The 15,986-nt window shown below is 65.7% G+C and carries 13 protein-coding genes; 8 read left to right on the top strand and 5 right to left on the bottom strand.

Going from position 1 to position 15,986, the window contains the following annotated elements; genetic code table 11:
• The first annotated feature begins 222 nt into the window (after nucleotides 1–222).
• Together gltP and HMPREF2886_RS00880 are read left to right on the top strand one after the other, a co-directional pair.
• Nucleotides 223–1,557, top strand: coding sequence for a glutamate/aspartate:proton symporter GltP (gene gltP / locus HMPREF2886_RS00875; protein ID WP_003096956.1), 1,335 nt, complete (start codon nucleotides 223–225; stop codon nucleotides 1,555–1,557).
• A 105-nt stretch (nucleotides 1,558–1,662) separates the two neighbouring features.
• Nucleotides 1,663–2,892 carry a nucleoside recognition domain-containing protein gene (locus HMPREF2886_RS00880; protein WP_033968263.1) on the top strand — a complete coding sequence of 410 codons (1,230 nt, stop codon included), beginning with the start codon at nucleotides 1,663–1,665 and terminating at the stop codon, nucleotides 2,890–2,892.
• A gap of 18 nt (nucleotides 2,893–2,910) precedes the next feature.
• Here HMPREF2886_RS00880 and HMPREF2886_RS00885 read toward each other — a convergent pair whose 3' ends face one another.
• Nucleotides 2,911–3,951 (bottom strand): DUF5924 family protein, encoded by a 1,041-nt coding sequence (locus tag HMPREF2886_RS00885; RefSeq protein WP_033968264.1) that lies wholly within the window; start codon nucleotides 3,949–3,951, stop codon nucleotides 2,911–2,913.
• Between the two features lie 208 nt (nucleotides 3,952–4,159).
• On the opposite strand from HMPREF2886_RS00885, the gene HMPREF2886_RS00890 reads away from it, so the two are divergent.
• The 3 genes from HMPREF2886_RS00890 to HMPREF2886_RS00900 all read left to right on the top strand — a co-directional run bounded on the left by HMPREF2886_RS00890 (nucleotide 4,160) and on the right by HMPREF2886_RS00900 (nucleotide 7,357).
• Nucleotides 4,160–5,164, top strand: coding sequence for a fimbrial protein (locus tag HMPREF2886_RS00890; RefSeq protein ID WP_042167732.1), 1,005 nt, complete (start codon nucleotides 4,160–4,162; stop codon nucleotides 5,162–5,164).
• Nucleotides 5,165–5,364: 200 nt separating this feature from the next.
• Entirely contained in the window at nucleotides 5,365–6,654 is a 1,290-nt protein-coding gene (locus HMPREF2886_RS00895; RefSeq protein ID WP_003096941.1) for an MFS transporter, read from the top strand.
• Nucleotides 6,655–6,796: 142 nt separating this feature from the next.
• Complete coding sequence (locus HMPREF2886_RS00900) at nucleotides 6,797–7,357, top strand: GNAT family N-acetyltransferase (RefSeq protein WP_003096934.1); 561 nt, start codon at nucleotides 6,797–6,799, stop codon at nucleotides 7,355–7,357.
• Nucleotides 7,358–7,362: 5 nt separating this feature from the next.
• Here HMPREF2886_RS00900 and HMPREF2886_RS00905 read toward each other — a convergent pair whose 3' ends face one another.
• Both HMPREF2886_RS00905 and HMPREF2886_RS00910 read right to left on the bottom strand, forming a co-directional pair.
• A complete protein-coding gene (locus tag HMPREF2886_RS00905) occupies nucleotides 7,363–8,736 on the bottom strand; it encodes a M16 family metallopeptidase (protein ID WP_033968265.1) in 1,374 nt (457 codons plus the stop codon).
• A 68-nt stretch (nucleotides 8,737–8,804) separates the two neighbouring features.
• Nucleotides 8,805–10,553, bottom strand: a complete 1,749-nt coding sequence (locus HMPREF2886_RS00910; RefSeq protein ID WP_023115006.1) for a Na/Pi cotransporter family protein — start codon at nucleotides 10,551–10,553, stop codon at nucleotides 8,805–8,807.
• 353 nt (nucleotides 10,554–10,906) lie between these two features.
• Between HMPREF2886_RS00910 and HMPREF2886_RS00915 the strand changes: the two genes are divergently transcribed.
• The 3 genes from HMPREF2886_RS00915 to prfH all read left to right on the top strand — a co-directional run bounded on the left by HMPREF2886_RS00915 (nucleotide 10,907) and on the right by prfH (nucleotide 13,824).
• Nucleotides 10,907–11,707 carry a type 2 periplasmic-binding domain-containing protein gene (locus tag HMPREF2886_RS00915; RefSeq protein WP_073648762.1) on the top strand — a complete coding sequence of 267 codons (801 nt, stop codon included), beginning with the start codon at nucleotides 10,907–10,909 and terminating at the stop codon, nucleotides 11,705–11,707.
• Between the two features lie 366 nt (nucleotides 11,708–12,073).
• Entirely contained in the window at nucleotides 12,074–13,213 is a 1,140-nt protein-coding gene (locus tag HMPREF2886_RS00920) for an RNA ligase RtcB family protein (RefSeq protein ID WP_039027065.1), read from the top strand.
• On the top strand, nucleotides 13,210–13,824 hold the full coding sequence (prfH, locus tag HMPREF2886_RS00925) for a peptide chain release factor H (protein ID WP_033968268.1): 615 nt from the start codon (nucleotides 13,210–13,212) through the stop codon (nucleotides 13,822–13,824). Before HMPREF2886_RS00920 ends, prfH begins: the two co-directional genes overlap by 4 nt.
• A gap of 5 nt (nucleotides 13,825–13,829) precedes the next feature.
• Here prfH and HMPREF2886_RS00930 read toward each other — a convergent pair whose 3' ends face one another.
• Both HMPREF2886_RS00930 and HMPREF2886_RS00935 read right to left on the bottom strand, forming a co-directional pair.
• On the bottom strand, nucleotides 13,830–14,594 hold the full coding sequence (locus HMPREF2886_RS00930) for a TerC family protein (RefSeq protein WP_003110368.1): 765 nt from the start codon (nucleotides 14,592–14,594) through the stop codon (nucleotides 13,830–13,832).
• A 20-nt stretch (nucleotides 14,595–14,614) separates the two neighbouring features.
• Entirely contained in the window at nucleotides 14,615–15,919 is a 1,305-nt protein-coding gene (locus tag HMPREF2886_RS00935; RefSeq protein WP_058173325.1) for a CitMHS family transporter, read from the bottom strand.
• Nucleotides 15,920–15,986: the final 67 nt, after the last annotated feature.

Here is a 15,986-nt window from a genome sequence, read left to right on the forward strand (position 1 = left end):
GGAGTGCCTTCCGCTCCCTGTTCTTGTACGAAAATCAAGGGCAATTTCCTGTGGGACGGGCGTTTCATTAGTGATTTCTCATGCCGATTCGGCATGGGGCAGTCACTTACGGCATTAGACGGGGTAGGGGAGCGCATGAATCATTGCGCCCTTTCGCCTGTCGGGAGCGACTCTCCCGTTGGAGCGACTCCCGACTTCCACAAGAATTAAGGGTGACGAAACATGGGTAAAGCCAAGCTAAGCCTCGCCTGGCAGATCGTGATCGGTCTGGCACTCGGTATCGCCGTCGGCGCAGTGCTCAACCATTTCAGCGCCGAAAAGGCCTGGTGGATCGCCAACGTGCTGCAACCGGCCGGCGACATCTTCATCCGTCTGATCAAGATGATCGTGGTGCCGATCGTGATTTCCTCGCTGGTGGTCGGCATCGCCGGCGTCGGCGACGCGAAGAAGCTTGGCCGCATCGGCCTGAAGACCATCATCTACTTCGAGATCGTCACCACCGTTGCCATCGTCGTCGGCTTGCTGCTGGCCAACCTGTTCCAGCCCGGCACCGGCATCGACATGAGCACCCTGGGTACCGTGGACATTTCCCAGTACCAGAAGACCACCCAGGAAGTGCAGCATGACCATGCGTTCATCGCGACCATCCTCAACCTGATTCCCTCCAACGTCTTCGCCGCCATCGCCCGTGGCGAGATGCTGCCGATCATCTTCTTCTCGGTGATGTTCGGCCTCGGCCTGTCGAGCCTGCCCAACGACCTGCGCGAGCCGCTGGTGAAGGTGTTCCAGGGCGTTTCCGAGACCATGTTCAAGGTCACCCACATGATCATGAAGTACGCCCCTATCGGTGTCTTCGCCCTGATCGCGGTGACCGTCGCCAACTTCGGCTTTGCCTCGCTGCTGCCGCTGGCCAAGCTGGTGATCCTGGTCTACGTGGCCATCGTCTTCTTCGCCCTGGTGGTGCTGGGCCTGATCGCGCGGATGTTCGGCTTCTCGATCATGCGCCTGATCCGCATCTTCAAGGACGACCTGGTCCTCGCCTATTCCACCGCCAGCTCGGAAACCGTGCTGCCGCGCATCATCGAGAAAATGGAAGCCTACGGCGCGCCGAAGGCGATCAGCAGCTTCGTGGTGCCCACCGGCTACTCCTTCAACCTCGATGGTTCGACCCTGTACCAGAGCATCGCGGCGATCTTCATCGCGCAGCTCTACGGCATCGACCTGTCCATCGGCCAGCAGATCATGCTGGTGCTGACCCTGATGGTGACCTCCAAGGGTATCGCCGGCGTGCCGGGCGTATCCTTCGTGGTTCTGCTCGCCACCCTGGGCAGCGTCGGCATCCCGCTCGAGGGCCTGGCCTTCATCGCCGGCGTGGACCGCATCATGGACATGGCGCGCACCGCCCTCAACGTGATCGGCAATGCCCTCGCGGTGCTGGTGATCTCCAAGTGGGAAGGCATGTACGACGCGGCCAAGGGCCAGCGCTACTGGGATTCGCTGCCGCACCTGCGGCAGGCGGTCGGTGAAGCCAAGGGCAAGCAGGCCACCCTCGAATAAGGCGGCTTGTGGCTCCAGGAGGCCCCGGCATCGTCCGGGGCCTCGGCGTTTCTGGCGCCGGCACTGCCTGCGCCGCTATCATCCGCGCAACGCGGGGGATTCTGAATGCTGAACGGCTTGTGGTTGGGTTTTTTCCTGGTAGCGGCGGCGAGCGCGCTGGCGCGCTGGTTGATCGGCGGCGATGCGACGGTGTTCGCGGCGATGGTGGAGAGCCTGTTCGCCATGGCCAAGCTGGCGGTCGAGGTGATGGTCCTGCTGTTCGGCACCCTGACGCTCTGGCTCGGTTTCCTGCGCATCGCCGAGAAGGCCGGGTTGGTCGAGCGCCTGGCGGTGCTGCTCGGACCGCTGTTCCGCCGGCTGATGCCGGAAGTGCCGCCGGGGCATCCGGCGATCGGCCTGATCACCCTGAACTTCGCCGCCAACGGCCTGGGCCTGGACAACGCCGCCACGCCGATCGGCCTGAAGGCGATGAAGGCGTTGCAGGAGCTCAATCCCAGCAGCAGCACCGCGAGCAATGCGCAGATCCTCTTCCTGGTGCTCAACGCCTCGTCCCTGACCCTGCTGCCGGTGACCATCTTCATGTACCGCGCGCAGCAGGGCGCGGCCGATCCGACCCTGGTATTCCTGCCGATCCTCCTGGCCACCAGCGCCTCGACCCTGGCCGGCCTGCTGTCGGTGGCGCTGATGCAGCGCCTGCGCCTGTGGGACCCGGTGGTGCTGGCCTACCTGATCCCCGGCGCGTTGCTGCTGGCCGGCTTCATGGCGGTGCTCGGCACGCTCTCGGCCACCGCGCTGGCGCAGCTGTCCTCGCTGCTGGGCAACCTGACGCTGTTCAGCCTGATCGTGCTGTTCCTGATCGTCGGCGCGCTGAAGAAGGTGCCGGTCTACGAGAGCTTCGTGGAGGGGGCAAAGGAAGGTTTCGACGTCGCCAAGAACCTGTTGCCGTATCTGGTCGCGATGCTTTGCGCGGTTGGCGTGTTGCGCGCCTCCGGGGCGCTGGAAGTGGTACTCGGCGGGATACGCTGGGCGGTCGAGGGGCTGGGCTGGGACAGCCGCTTCGTCGAGGCGCTGCCCACCGCGCTGGTCAAGCCGTTCTCCGGCAGCGCGGCGCGGGCGATGCTGCTGGAGACCATGCAGACCCACGGCGTCGACAGTTTCCCGGCGCTGGTCGCCGCCACCGTGCAGGGCAGCACCGAGACCACCTTCTACGTGCTCGCCGTCTATTTCGGCTCGGTCGGCCTGCAGCGCGCGCGCCACGCGGTGGGCTGCGCGCTGACCGCGGACCTGGCCGGGGTCATCGCCTCCATCGCCGTGTGCTACTGGTTCTTCGCCTGAGGTCGCCAGGCTTCGACGTCACTGGGTGACGTCGAAGCGCAGGGTGCCGATCATCTGTCCGGCCTCGGTGACTACCTTCACCTGCCAGTGGCCGACCGGGTCGCCGGGGAAGTTCTGCTTGTGGGTCCAGGCCCGGTAGCCCTCCTTGCGGCCGCCGTGGATATCCAGGGCGATTCGGTCGAACTCCTTCCCGTTGAACATCCACACGTGATAGATGCGCTCGTCGAGGCCGCGCGGCGCGTTGATCGCGGTATAGGCGAACAGGCCCTGGCTGCGCAACTGGGCGGCGCCGACCTGCTCCAGGCTGTCGCCGGGCGTGCGGCTCTGGTCGTCGAACTGGCTGCTCACCGCCACTTCGGTCAGCCACAGGGTGGCCGGCGGTACCCAGGTGCGGCCGAACCAGCCGGCCAGGCCCACCGCCAGGGTCAGGCCGAGAAGCAGGAAGCCGCGCCACCAGTGCTGTAGCGGGAAGGTCACGAGCAGGCTGGGGAAGGACAGCACGACGGCGATGCCCAGCGACAACCGGTAGCTTTCCGGGGTGGTCAGGTGCAGCAGGATCGGCAGCGAGGTCAGCAACACCGCGAACAGGGTCAGGGTGTGGTAGGCGAGGAACACCCAGCGACGCCTGGACAGCCAGCGATAGTAGAGCGGATCGGTGATGGAGATCAGCGCCGCGGCGGCCAGCGTCCCTGTGAACAGCGCCTGGCCGCTGTTCCAGGTGGTGGTGATGAGAAAGAACGGCAGGACGAAGAACAGGCTTTCCTGGTGGATCAGTTGAGTCGCGTAGCGCAGCAGCGGCGCCGGGATCTCCCAGCCGAAGCGGCGGGCGAAGGTCTCGCGCAGGAGGTTCTCGAGGATCAGCCAGACCCAGCTGACCAGCATGATGATCGCCAGTACCTGGGCGAAGCCCTTCTGTCGATCGACCATGATGAAACTGAACACGCCCGAGCAGAAGCCGAACAGGGCGATGGTGCGCGGATAGCGAGCCATCAGGCCGGCGGCCAGGGCGATCAGCTGCGCCAGGCGGGCTTTCCAGGGAGTAGGGATGCGGGAGGACATGATGGGAATAGCGGACCGAGATAGGAAAAGTCTACGGGAATTCGCGTTGCTGCGGTAAATCAGGCGGGAAAGGCCGTCTGGCGGTCATCGATGAGACCGGTATGGAAGTAAGGCTTTTTCCTATAAAAAAATAGGATTTTTCTTATTAAATAACCAAGCAAGGCCGAGGAGAATCGGAAAATTCCGGTAGAGTTTTAGTTTTCATCTTATGAATACCTGTCTGCACAAGGCCCGTTGCTCTTTTTTTCTCCTTGCGGCGCTGCTTCCCTTCCATGCCTGGGCCGGGCTCACGGATGTCTGTGTTCCCGTCGGCTCTGCCAGCGTGCAGGTCCAGTTCCCTTCCGTCACGGTGCAACGGGACGCGGAAGTGGGTACGGTGCTCGCCATCAGGGAAATCAGCACTCCGATGGAGTGCCAGAATCTCTTTTACCCGACGGGGGGGACCGCGCAGTACTTCAAGTCGAAACAGAATCCCGCCTATCAGCCGACCACCGGCTATGCCTATCCGACCAGCGTGGCGGGCGTGGGACTCTACTGGGAAACCGCCAACTACGACGGTTCCGTGGCCCGGATGAGTGGGCTGGCGCTGAACAACGAATATTCGCCGCTGTCCGTGCCATTTCCCTATCTGGGAAAGAACACCTACACGCTCAGGCAGACGTTCAAGCTGATAAAGACCGGGGCGGTGGTTGGCGGAACGTTTTCCTTTCCGAGCTTCAAGGTGATGACCAAACCCAATTCGGTGCTGGGAGATCTCTACAACAAGGAACTGTTCACCTTCTCCTTTGCCAGCAGTCCGGTGGTCAGCGCTTCGTGCTACCTGACGAAAAGCAGCGTCGTCGTCGAACTGGGCCGCGTGCCGGCGGCCGATTTCAACGGTCCGGGCAGCACGAAAGGCGGCAAGGGATTCTCCCTGGACCTCGATTGCAACGCCGGCACCGCAATCAACCTGACATTGAGCGAACAGTTCGCCAATACCCGCTATCCGGGGACGATCAACCTGCTCGACGTCGCCCAGTCCGCCAAGGGAGTAGGTATCCAACTGCTCGATGCACACGGGGAACCGGTCCCGCTCGGCAAGCGGCGATACATGGGGATGGCGAAAGACGGGCCGAATTCGATCGACATGACCGCCCGCTATATCCAGACCGGACAGAACGTTACCGCCGGCAAGACGGCCGGGGTACTCAGCCTGACGCTTTCCTATCAGTGAGTGTCTTTCCGCCAGACGGTCGCGAAGCTTTCGCCAGCCTTTCAAAGCCGCTCAATTAGCGCCTTTCGAGCAATTTTAGATTGTTCGAAAGGACTTTTTACACATATGGTTACAACTCGGTCGATGGATGACGTACCCGCCTGCGTGGCCATCGACGCCGCCATGGACCGCTTCCCCGTGTCTGCCTGAGTGTGTGTCCCATGGCCTCTAATAAATCCAAAGGCGTCGCCATTTTCCGTGTGGTCAGTGGCAACTTCCTCGAGATGTACGACTTCATGGTGTATGGCTTCTACGCCACCGCCATCGCCAAGACCTTCTTCCCCGGCGACAACCCGTTCGCCTCTCTGATGCTGTCCCTCGCCACCTTTGGCGCCGGCTTCCTGATGCGGCCGCTGGGTGCGGTGTTCCTGGGCGCCTACATCGATCGCCACGGCCGCCGCCAGGGCCTGATCATCACCCTCGGCCTGATGGCCATGGGTACCCTGCTGATCGCCTTCGTTCCCGGCTATGCCACGCTGGGCGTGGCGGCGCCATTGCTGGTGCTGTTCGGCCGGCTCCTGCAGGGTTTTTCCGCTGGCGTCGAGCTGGGAGGGGTTTCGGTCTACCTGTCGGAGATCGCCACGCCAGGGCGCAAAGGCTTCTTCGTCAGTTGGCAGTCGGCCAGCCAGCAGGTCGCGGTGGTCTTCGCCGGCCTGCTCGGCGTGCTCCTCAACCAGTGGCTGAGCCCGCAGGACATGGGCGAATGGGGCTGGCGCGTACCGTTCTTCATCGGCTGCCTGATCGTTCCGGCGCTGTTCGTCATCCGTCGCTCGCTGGAGGAAACGCCGGAGTTCGAGGCGCGCACCCACCGACCGTCGCTGTCGCAGGTGCTGCGCTCCATCGGGCAGAACTTCGGCGTAGTGCTGGCCGGTACCGCGATGGTGGTGATGACCACCGTATCGTTCTACCTGATCACCGCCTATACGCCGACCTTCGGCAAGAACGAACTGCAACTGTCGGACCTCGACAGCCTGCTGGTGACCATGTGCATCGGCCTGTCCAACTTCATCTGGCTGCCGGTGATGGGTGCGTTCTCCGACCGCATCGGGCGCAAGCCATTGTTGCTGGGTGCCTCCGCGCTGGCACTGCTGACCGCCTACCCGGCGCTGTCCTGGCTGGTCCGCGAGCCGAGTTTCGCCGGCCTGCTCGGCGTCGAGTTGTGGCTGTCGTTCCTCTACAGCAGCTACAACGGCGCGATGGTGGTGGCGTTGACCGAGGTGATGCCGGCGGACGTGCGCACCACCGGTTTCTCCCTCGCCTACAGCCTGGCTACCGCGACCTTCGGTGGTTTCACCCCGGCGGTCTGCACCTGGCTGATCCACACCCTGGACAACCGCGCGGCCCCGGGCATCTGGCTCAGTGGCGCGGCGCTGCTGGGGCTGCTCGCCACCCTGGTACTGTTCCGCCGCCGCGGCAAGGAGATCGCCGAGGCCGAGCTGGCCAACGCCTGAGGCGTTTCGCCGCATGCCACGCGTCGGCTCCCGCCGGCGCTGCGGCGGCGGCGTTGATGTCGATCAACCGGAGCTGCGCCAAACCGCGTAGACAGGAAGGAAGTGGTTGTACCGACTTCCTTCCCTTCCTGGAGATCGCATCATGTCCAATGTACAAAATGCCAGCCGGTCTTCCGCGTTCGCGGCGGTAGAGGGCGACCATTGGGTCGAGTCCCTCGACGATGGCCGCCACGTGCTGATCCGTCCCCTGCGCGAGGAGGACCGGGAGCGCGAACGCCAGTTCATCAACCGGCTGTCCCCGGCGACCCGCCACTTCCGCTTCCTCGGCGAGATCAAGGAAGCCAGCCCGGCGCTGCTCGACCAACTGATGGACATCGACTACCAGCAGAGCATGGCCTTCGTTGCCCTGGTACACGAGGACGGCGAGCTGCGCGAGGTCGGTATCAGCCGCTACGCCGCCTGCTGCGAGGAAGGGCAGTGCGAATGCGCGGTAACCATCGCCGACGACTACCAGGGGCTGGGCCTCGACGCCGTGCTGATGCGCCATCTGATCGACGTGGCGCGGCGCAACGGCTTCCGCCAGATGTATTCGGTGGACTCGGCGGCCAACCGGGCGATGCGCGACCTGTGTTGCGCACTGGGCTTCGTCGGCCAGCGCGACCCGGACGACTCGACCCAGGTCATCCACCGCCTGGCCCTGTAGTCCGGTCAGGCGCGCCGGCGGCGCAGGCCGAACCAGAGCAGGCCGCTGGCCAGGAGACCGGCGGCGAGCAGCAACGGGTAGAGCATGTCGTCGTCGAACAGCGGCTTTTCGATGCGCAGGTAGCCTTCGCCGTCGAACAGCCGCTTCGCCAGCGCGTTCGCCTGTTGCAGGCTGACCTTCGCCAGGCGGCGCTCCTCATTGGGGAAATGGCCGTCCTCGTAGTCGGCCAGCGAGCCCCAGTAATAGTCCGCCAGCGCCGCGTTGCCCTGGGTGCTCCAGGCCAGCCTGGCGCGCTCGGCGAATTGCACCCGCTTGAAACGCCCCGGGTCCAGGCCATGCCGGCGGATGCCGTCAAGCAACTCGCGCAGGGCGGCCTCGGTGGCGGGCAGGTCGCTGCGCTCGACATCCGCGTCGAGACTGAAGAAGCCCTGGTTGGCGAACACCTGGCGATCGGTCGATGGCCCGTAGGTGAGTCCGCGCCGCACACGCAGGTCGGCGTACAGCGCGTCGTTCATATAAGCCTGGAGCAGGACCATGGCGTCCGGGTCGGCGTCGTCCGGCTCCGGATAGATCCAGTGCAACATCGCGCCTTCGCCGAATGGCCGGGTGATCAGGGTGCGTCTGGCCGCGGCATGCCCGTTGGCCGCCGGCAGCTCGCGGCGCTCGGGGAGCTCGTGGTCTTCCAGGGTGCCGAAGGTCCGGGTCAGATAGGCCGGCAGGCGCGGATCGAGGTCACCGACCAGGATCAGGGTCATGTTGCCCGGTACGTACCAGTCGCTGCGCAGCCGCTCCAGCTGCTCCGCGCCAAGCGGCGCCAGCGGCGCGCGCTGGGAGCAGGCCAGGCCCAGTTCCACCGCCAGTTGGTCCATGGCGCCACGGCCCAGGTTCTCGCGGTCGAGCCAGCGCTGCAGGTGCGAGTAATGGCCACCGCCTTCGCGCTCGATCACTCGCTTGGCGGCGGCGATGCGCGGCTCGTCCAGTTCGGTGCGGGTGATGGTGTCCAGCAGCAGGTCGAGGACCTGCCGCTGGGTGGCGGCAGGTGCCTCGATGACGAAGGTGGTGTCGCCTTCGCTGGTGTAGGCGTTCCATTGCCCGCCGAGGGCCTGCATGCGGGCTTCCAGGTCGGCCTCGTCGCCGCCGTCCAGGCCGCTGAAGAACAGGTGCTCGAGCAGGTGCGGCAGCTGCTTTTCACGGCACGAGAAGTCGGCGAAACCGACCCCCACCACCAGCCGGATCGAGACGTGCCGGTGCTGCTCGGTGGGCTTGAGCAGCACGCCCATGCCGTTTTCCAGCTGGAAGGCTTCGACCTCGCTGCGCTGGTCGGCGTACGACCAGGGGCAGAGCAGGCAGAACAGCAGCAGGGTGGACAACGAACGCATGGGCCGAGCCTGGAACTGAAAATATCGAGAATAGCGGATGCTTCATGACGAACCTACCCGCAGAACGGCTAATGTCGCGAACGGCGCGTTTCCGCTCGCTCCTCGGCGAGCGCTGGCTCGGCCAGCGGCGCCGAGGTCATGTCGTCGACTTCGTCGGCCCAGTCGTCCTCGTCCCGCCGAGCGCCCTCGTCGGCCGCGCTGCTCGGTGCGTCTGGATTGTCCAGCACGGCGTAGGCGATGGCGCAGAACAGCGAGTTGAGACGCTTCATGTCGCTGATCAGATCCAGGTGCAGCGAGCTGGTCTCGATGCTCTGTACCACCTGCTGGTGCAGGCGGTCGACATGGGCATGGGCGTAGCGCCGTTCCTGCAGACGGAAGCGCTGCTTGGCCCGGCGCAGGCGCTTGGCGCTGTCGAGGTCGCCGTTGAGGAACACCGAGAGACCCAGGCGCAGGTTGGAGACCAACTGCTGGTACAGGGTGCCGATCTCTTCCAGGCCGGTGTCGGAGAACGAGCGGCTGCGCGAGGTCTTCTTGTCCTGCACGGCGGCGAGCATGTGCTCGATGATGTCGCCGGCCTGCTCCAGGTTGATCGCCAGCTCGATGATCTCCGCCCAGCGCCGGCTGTCGCGTTCGGACAGGTCCTCGCGCGGCATCCTCGCCAGATACAGCTTGATCGCGGTGTAGAGGGCGTCGACGTCGTCGTCGAGCTTGCGGATGTCCTTGCCGAGCAGTGGATCGCCGCCGCGGATGATCTGCATCAGATTGTTCAGCATCTGCTCGACGGTGTCGCCCATGCGCAGGGTCTCGCGCACCGCGTTGGCCAGCGCCAGGCTCGGCGTGTCGAGGGCGGCGGGGTCGAGATGGCGCGGCCGGGCGACGTCGTCGGGAAGGGCACGGTCGGGCATCACGCGGGTGCAGAAGCTGGCCATGGCGTTGGTCAGCGGCAGGCAGGCGAGGCAGCGCGCTGCGTTGTAGAGCACGTGGAAGGCGATCACCAGTTCGGCGGTGCTGAACTGCCAGTGATCCATCCAGTCCGCCAGCGGCCCCACCAGGGGCAGCACCAGCAGGCAGCCGGCGACCTTGAACAACAGGCTGCCGAGGGCCACCCGGCGACCGGCGGCGTTTTGCGCGGTGGCGCTGAGCATGGCCAGGATGCCGCTGCCGAGGTTGGCGCCGACCACCAGGCACAGCGCAACCTTCAGCGAGATCACCTTGGACGCGGCGAGGGTCGCGGTAAGCAGCACGGCGGCCAGGCTGGAATAGGAAATCATGGCGAACAACGCGCCGGTCAGCGCGTCGAGCATGATGTCGCCGGTCAGGCTGGAGAACAGTACCTTGACGCCCTTGGCCTGGGTCATCGGCTCGGCGGCGGCGACGATCAGCTGGAGCGCCAGGATGATCAGGCCGAGGCCGATGAATACCCGGCCGAGCTGGCCGAGGCGGGTCTGTTTGCGGCTGAGGAAGAAAATCACGCCGAAGAAGATCAGCAATGGCGAAAGCCACGACAGGTCGAGGGTCAGCACCCGCGCCATCAGCGCGGTGCCGACATCGGCGCCGAGCATGATCGCCAGTGCCGGCGCCAGTGCCATCAGGCCCTGGGCGACGAAGGAGGTGGCCAGCAGGGCGGTGGCGTTGCTGCTTTGCACCAGGGCGGTGACGCCTATGCCGGCGGCGAACGCCAGCGGGCGTTTTTCCACGCTGCGACTGAGGATGCGCCGCAGGTCGGCGCCGTAGACCCGGAGAATTCCGGTGCGGACGATATGCGTGCCCCACACCAGCAGGGCGACGGCAGAGAGCAGGTCGAGCAGTTTCAGCATGGCGTGGCCCCCCTGGCACTACGACGAATGGCCAACCTCGCGCCAGGTCCCGCGTGCGTTGCGCCGCGGAGCCCGGACAACGGCGCCAACGGCCACGATGGAAAGGCAGCGTTCAGGCGAGTTGTAACACGAACGTCATATTTGGACAGGCGCCCCCCGCGGGAGTTCGTCCCGGCTGCCCGAGCGGCAGGGCGCCTACCCTTCATTCAAGCGTGCGCGCCGGGAAACGGCGAGGATTTTTTCGCCTTCCGTTCGATGCATGCGTTTGCGCCACAGGCCATGGAATTAGCCGACAGGAAGGGTATCCTTTGCACCTTTTAAAAAGCCCCGGTCTAGAGGGATACAGAGGAGTGGTGCGGATGCGATTTTCGGGGATCGGTGGCTGTCTCTCGGCAGCGGTGTTGGCGCTCGGGGTAGGGGGAGCGCCGGTGGTTCGGGCCGATGCGCTGGGCGATAGCCTGGAGCAGGCGCACATCCGCAAGGCGACCTTCGCCGCGCCGGCTTGGGAAGGCTATACCAACGCCGACGGCAGTGGTCTGTACTGGGACCTGCTGAAGCAGGTCTATGCGCCCTACGGGCTCGACGTGAAATTCATCAACATGCCCTGGAACCGCGCCAACAAGCTGATGACCGCGGGCTCCATGGTCGATGGCGTGCCGGGCGAGATCCCCGGCGTTGAGGGCAAGCTGTACGCCCAGTTGCCGATCGACATCGAGTACCACGGCGTGATGCATGCGGCGAAGACGCCGTTCTCCGGCCGCGCCAGCCTCACCGGCAAGCGCGTCGGCTGGCGCCATAGCTACAACCTGATCCCCGCGGAGCAGCGCGACTTCACCCTGGTCGAGTGCGTCCGCCCCGAGCGTTGCACCGAGCAGGTCCAGAACGGCGAACTGGATTTCTTCCTCGACGAGCCGGACGAACTGGAAAAGCAGCGCAGCGAAGCGCATCTGGCGGCCGATGCCTACCCGATCGCGCAACTGCCGCCCGGCAAGGAGTCCTTCATGACCTTCGCCGACAGCGCCAGCGGCCGGCTCCTGCGCGAGGTCTACGACGCGCGGGTACGGCAGATGGCGACGTCCGGCGAGCTGCGGGCGCTCTACCAGCGCTGGAACAGCGAGGTGCCCGGCGCCGTGCAGGCTCTTTCGGCGCAGTGATGCGCCGCTCATTTCCATCGCGTAGCCTTTCCGGGGCTTGCGCGGTGGGAATGAAACGCCTAGGATTCGCCCTTCATTTCCCCACTCACGCACCGCAAAGGAGGTTACATCGATGATTCAGTTCTCTACCCTTTGCAGGCTGCGCCTGGCCTAACGGCCACCGAAACCTACCGCTCGACCCCCTGCACCGCTGAACGATTCCCGCCCTTGCGTCCGCGCAAGCTTCCGGCGAGAGGTCATCGGCTGCCGCGGTCACCGCTCCCCAGGTTTTCACTTCTCCGTTAGACGCCCTTCGCCCTTCCGCGAGTGCCCGCTCGGCTTCGGTCTGCCCCCCGGATCTACCGTTTCAATCACATGGATTGGATTATGGGCAACTACATCAAGCCTTTGTCCGCGGGCGTCGCACTGATCGCCTCGGACAGCACCTGGATCGAAGGCAAGGCGATCCAGCAACTGCAAACCACCGCCGAGCTGGACGGCATGCGCCGCGTCGTCGGTCTCCCGGACCTGCATCCCGGTCGCGGCTATCCGGTCGGCGCGGCGTTCTTCTCCGTCGGTCGCTTCTATCCGGCGCTGGTCGGCAACGACATCGGCTGTGGCATGGCCCTGTGGGAAACCGGCCTGGTCCCCGGCAAGCTCTCGGCGGACAAACTGGAAAAGCGCCTGGGCAATCTCGACCTGCCGCTGGACGAGACCTGGAGCGACTGCATCGAAGCCCTGGATCTACCGGCCCGCGAGCACTGGCGCGCGCTCGGCACGATAGGCGGCGGCAACCACTTCGCCGAGCTACAGCAGGTCGAGACCGTGTTCGACCAGGCCGCCCTGCACGCCCTCGGCCTCGATGCCGGCCGCTTGCAACTGCTGGTGCACAGTGGCTCGCGCGGTCTCGGCCAGGCGATCCTGCAAGAGCAGGTCAGCCTGCATGGCCACGCCGGCCTGCTCGACGGCAGCCTGGAAGCTTCCGCCTACCTGGCGCGCCACGCCGATGCGCTGCGCTTCGCCGAGGGTAATCGCCAGCTCATCGCCCGGCGCATTCTCGAACGCTTGCGCTGCGACGGTCTGGAACTGCTAGACATCAACCACAACCTGGTGGCGCCGGCACAGGTCGATGGCGTCGACGGCTGGCTGCACCGCAAGGGCGCCACCCCGGCCGACCAGGGGGTGCTGGTAATCCCCGGCTCGCGCGGCGACTACAGCTACCTGGTGGAGCCCGTGCCGAGTGCGCAGAGCCTGTTCTCCCTGGCCCACGGCGCCGGTCGCAAATGGCAGCGTGGCGAGTGCCGGGATCGCCTGGCGGCGCGCTTCAGCGTCGACCAGCTGGGCCGTACGCGCCTTGGCAGCCGGGTGATCTGTGGCGACCGCCAACTGATCTACGAGGAGGCGCCGGAAGCCTACAAGGGTGTCGACTCGGTGGTCGGCGCGCTGCTCGAGGCCGGCCTGCTGCGCCTGGTCGCCCGCCTGAAGCCGGTGCTGACCTACAAGACCCGTGGGGAGTGTTGCCGATGATCCTGCTGCAACTCTCCGCGGCCCAGGGGCCGGCGGAATGCTGCCTGGCGGTGGCGAAGGCGTTCGAGCGGCTGTGCCGCGAGGCGGCGCAAGCCGGCGTCGAGGTCGAGGTAATCGAGGAGGTGGCCGGCGAGCGTCCGCGCACCTGGCGTTCGCTGCTCCTGGGGCTGCGCGGCACTGCCGCCGAAGCGCTCGCCGAGCGCTGGTGCGGCGGTATCCAGTGGATCTGCGCCAGCCCCTACCGGGCGAGGCATGCGCGCAAGAACTGGTTCATCGGCGCGGAGCGCTTCGCCGCGCCGCCGGCCAGCCTGGAGGGCGAGATCCGTTTCGAGACCCTGCGCTCCTCCGGCCCCGGCGGCCAGCATGTCAACACCACCGACTCGGCGGTGCGCGCCACGCACCTGGCCAGTGGCATCAGCGTCAGGGTGCAGAGCCAGCGTAGCCAGCACGCCAACAAACGCCTGGCGATCCTGCTGATCGCCCGGCGCCTCGCGGACCAGGCGAGCAGCGCGGCCGACGCGCTGCGCGCGGAGCGCCGCCAGGCCCACGGCCGGATCAGTCGCGGCGCGGCTCGCCGGGTATTCCGCGGCGAGCGTTTCGAGCCGGCCTGAGCGGCTCAGTCGCCGAGCACTTCCTTGCGCAGCTTCACTGGCTCTTCGCCCCGCTTGCGCGCGGCGGCGCCGCGCATGCGGATGTTCAGCGCCTCCACGGCCAGGGAGAAGGCCATGGCGAAGTAGACGTAGCCCTTCGGCACATGGACTTCGAAGGCTTCGGCGATCAGCACCGTGCCGACCACGATGAGAAACGACAGGGCGAGCATCTTCAGCGACGGGTGCTTGTCGATGAAGTCGCTGATGGCGCCGGCGCAGAGCATCATCACCAGTACCGCGACGATGATCGCCGCGACCATCACCGGCACGTGGGAGACCATGCCGACGGCGGTGATCACCGAGTCCAGGGAAAAGACGATATCGATGATCGCGATCTGGATGATGGTACCGATGAAGCCGCCCGCCGAACCCTTCGGTTCCTCGCCGCTTTCTTCCTCGCCTTCCAGGCCCTGGTAGATCTCCGAGCTGCTTTTCCAGAGCAGGAACAGGCCGCCGAAGAACAGGATCAGGTCGCGTCCGGAGATGCCCTGGCCGAACAGATGGAAGAGGTCGGCGGTCAGGCGCATGACCCAGGTGATCGACAGCAACAGCAGGATCCGCGTCACCATCGCCAGGGCCAGGCCGAAGAAGCGGGTGCGTGGCTGCAGGTGCTTCGGCATGCGCCCGACCAGGATCGAGATCATGATGATGTTGTCGATGCCGAGGACGATCTCCAGGGCGGTCAGGGTGAAGAACGCAATCCAGATTTCCGGGCTGGTCAGCCATTCCATGAAGCGGTCACTCGTCTCGGTCAGTTACTGAACAGGGGGAACAGGCCCAGCAGCAGGGCCATGGCGAGGATCGCCAGGCACACCAGCACGGCCCATTTCAGGGTGAAGCGCTGGTGGTCGCCGAAGTCGATCTTGGCCAGCCCCACCAGCAGGTAGGTGGAGGGCACCAGCGGGCTGAGCAGGTGCACCGGTTGGCCGACGATCGAGGCGCGGGCCATTTCCACCGGGGTGATGCCGTATTCGGCGGCGGCCTGGGTGAGGATCGGCAGGACGCCGTAGTAGAAGGCGTCGTTGGACATGAAGAAGGTGAACGGCATGCTCACCAGCGCGGTGATGGTCGCCAGGTACGGGCCCAGCGCCGGCGGGATCACCGCCAGCAGGCTCTTGGACATGGCGTCGACCATCCCGGTGCCGGAGAGGATGCCGGTGAACACCCCGGCGGCGAAGATCAGCGAGACCACCGCGAGAATGTTCTCGGCGTGCGCGCCGATACGCTTCTTCTGCTCCTGGATGCACGGGTAGTTGACGATCATGGCGATGCCGAAGGCGATCATGAACAGCACCGGCATCGGCAGCAGGCCGGCGATCAGGGTCGCCATCAGGACCACGGTGAGAATGGCGTTGAACCACAGCAGCCTGGGCCGGCGCGCCTCCGGGTACTGCGACACGCTGATCTCCGCCAGGTCCTGGTGGTCGGTGGGCAAGTGCAGCTCGCCGAGGCGGGCGCGCTCGCGCTTGCCGTAGATCCAGGCGATGGCGAAGATCGCCAGCAGCCCGGCGATCATCGCCGGGATCATCGGCACGAAGATATCCGCGGGGTCGACGTGCAGGGCACTCGCCGCGCGGGCGGTGGGGCCACCCCAGGGGGTCATGTTGAGCACGCCGCTGGAGAGCATGATCAGGCAGGCCATCACCAGCGGGCTCATGCCCAGGCGGCTGTACAACGGCAGCACGGCGGCCACGCAGATCATGTAGGTGGTCGAGCCGTCGCCGTCGAGGGAGACGATCATCGCCAGCGCCGCGGTGCCCAGCGAGACCTTCAGCGGGTCGCCCTTGACCAGCCGGAGGATCTTGCGCACCGCCGGATCGAACAGCCCGGAGTCGATCATGATGGCGAAGTAGAGGATCGCGAACATCAGCATCACGCCGGTCGGCGCCAGGGTGCGGATGCCGTCGAGCATCATCGGGCCGAGGCCGGCGGCGAAACCGCCGATCAGGGCGAAGGCGATCGGGACCAGGATCAGCGCGATCAGCGCGGACAGGCGCTTGGTCATGATCAGGAACATGAAGGTCGCCACCATGGCGAAGGCGAGCAGGGTCAGCATGGGTTCACTCCGGGGAAGACGGCGGACGGGCGTGCGGCGTGCGGTCAGCAGGCGGCGGGCGGGAGGC

This window comes from Pseudomonas sp. HMSC066A08, from assembly GCF_001813025.1.
GTDB classification, from domain to species: Bacteria; Pseudomonadota; Gammaproteobacteria; order Pseudomonadales; family Pseudomonadaceae; genus Pseudomonas; species Pseudomonas aeruginosa.

Coding starts and splice junctions, on each gene's coding strand:
- gltP (WP_003096956.1), top strand. CDS start 223: ATGGGTAAAGCCAAGCTAAGCCTCGCCTGGCAGATCGTGATCGGTCTG.
- HMPREF2886_RS00880 (WP_033968263.1), top strand. CDS start 1,663: ATGCTGAACGGCTTGTGGTTGGGTTTTTTCCTGGTAGCGGCGGCGAGC.
- HMPREF2886_RS00885 (WP_033968264.1), bottom strand. CDS start 3,951: ATGTCCTCCCGCATCCCTACTCCCTGGAAAGCCCGCCTGGCGCAGCTG.
- HMPREF2886_RS00890 (WP_042167732.1), top strand. CDS start 4,160: ATGAATACCTGTCTGCACAAGGCCCGTTGCTCTTTTTTTCTCCTTGCG.
- HMPREF2886_RS00895 (WP_003096941.1), top strand. CDS start 5,365: ATGGCCTCTAATAAATCCAAAGGCGTCGCCATTTTCCGTGTGGTCAGT.
- HMPREF2886_RS00900 (WP_003096934.1), top strand. CDS start 6,797: ATGTCCAATGTACAAAATGCCAGCCGGTCTTCCGCGTTCGCGGCGGTA.
- HMPREF2886_RS00905 (WP_033968265.1), bottom strand. CDS start 8,736: ATGCGTTCGTTGTCCACCCTGCTGCTGTTCTGCCTGCTCTGCCCCTGG.
- HMPREF2886_RS00910 (WP_023115006.1), bottom strand. CDS start 10,553: ATGCTGAAACTGCTCGACCTGCTCTCTGCCGTCGCCCTGCTGGTGTGG.
- HMPREF2886_RS00920 (WP_039027065.1), top strand. CDS start 12,074: ATGGGCAACTACATCAAGCCTTTGTCCGCGGGCGTCGCACTGATCGCC.
- prfH (WP_033968268.1), top strand. CDS start 13,210: ATGATCCTGCTGCAACTCTCCGCGGCCCAGGGGCCGGCGGAATGCTGC.
- HMPREF2886_RS00930 (WP_003110368.1), bottom strand. CDS start 14,594: ATGGAATGGCTGACCAGCCCGGAAATCTGGATTGCGTTCTTCACCCTG.
- HMPREF2886_RS00935 (WP_058173325.1), bottom strand. CDS start 15,919: ATGCTGACCCTGCTCGCCTTCGCCATGGTGGCGACCTTCATGTTCCTG.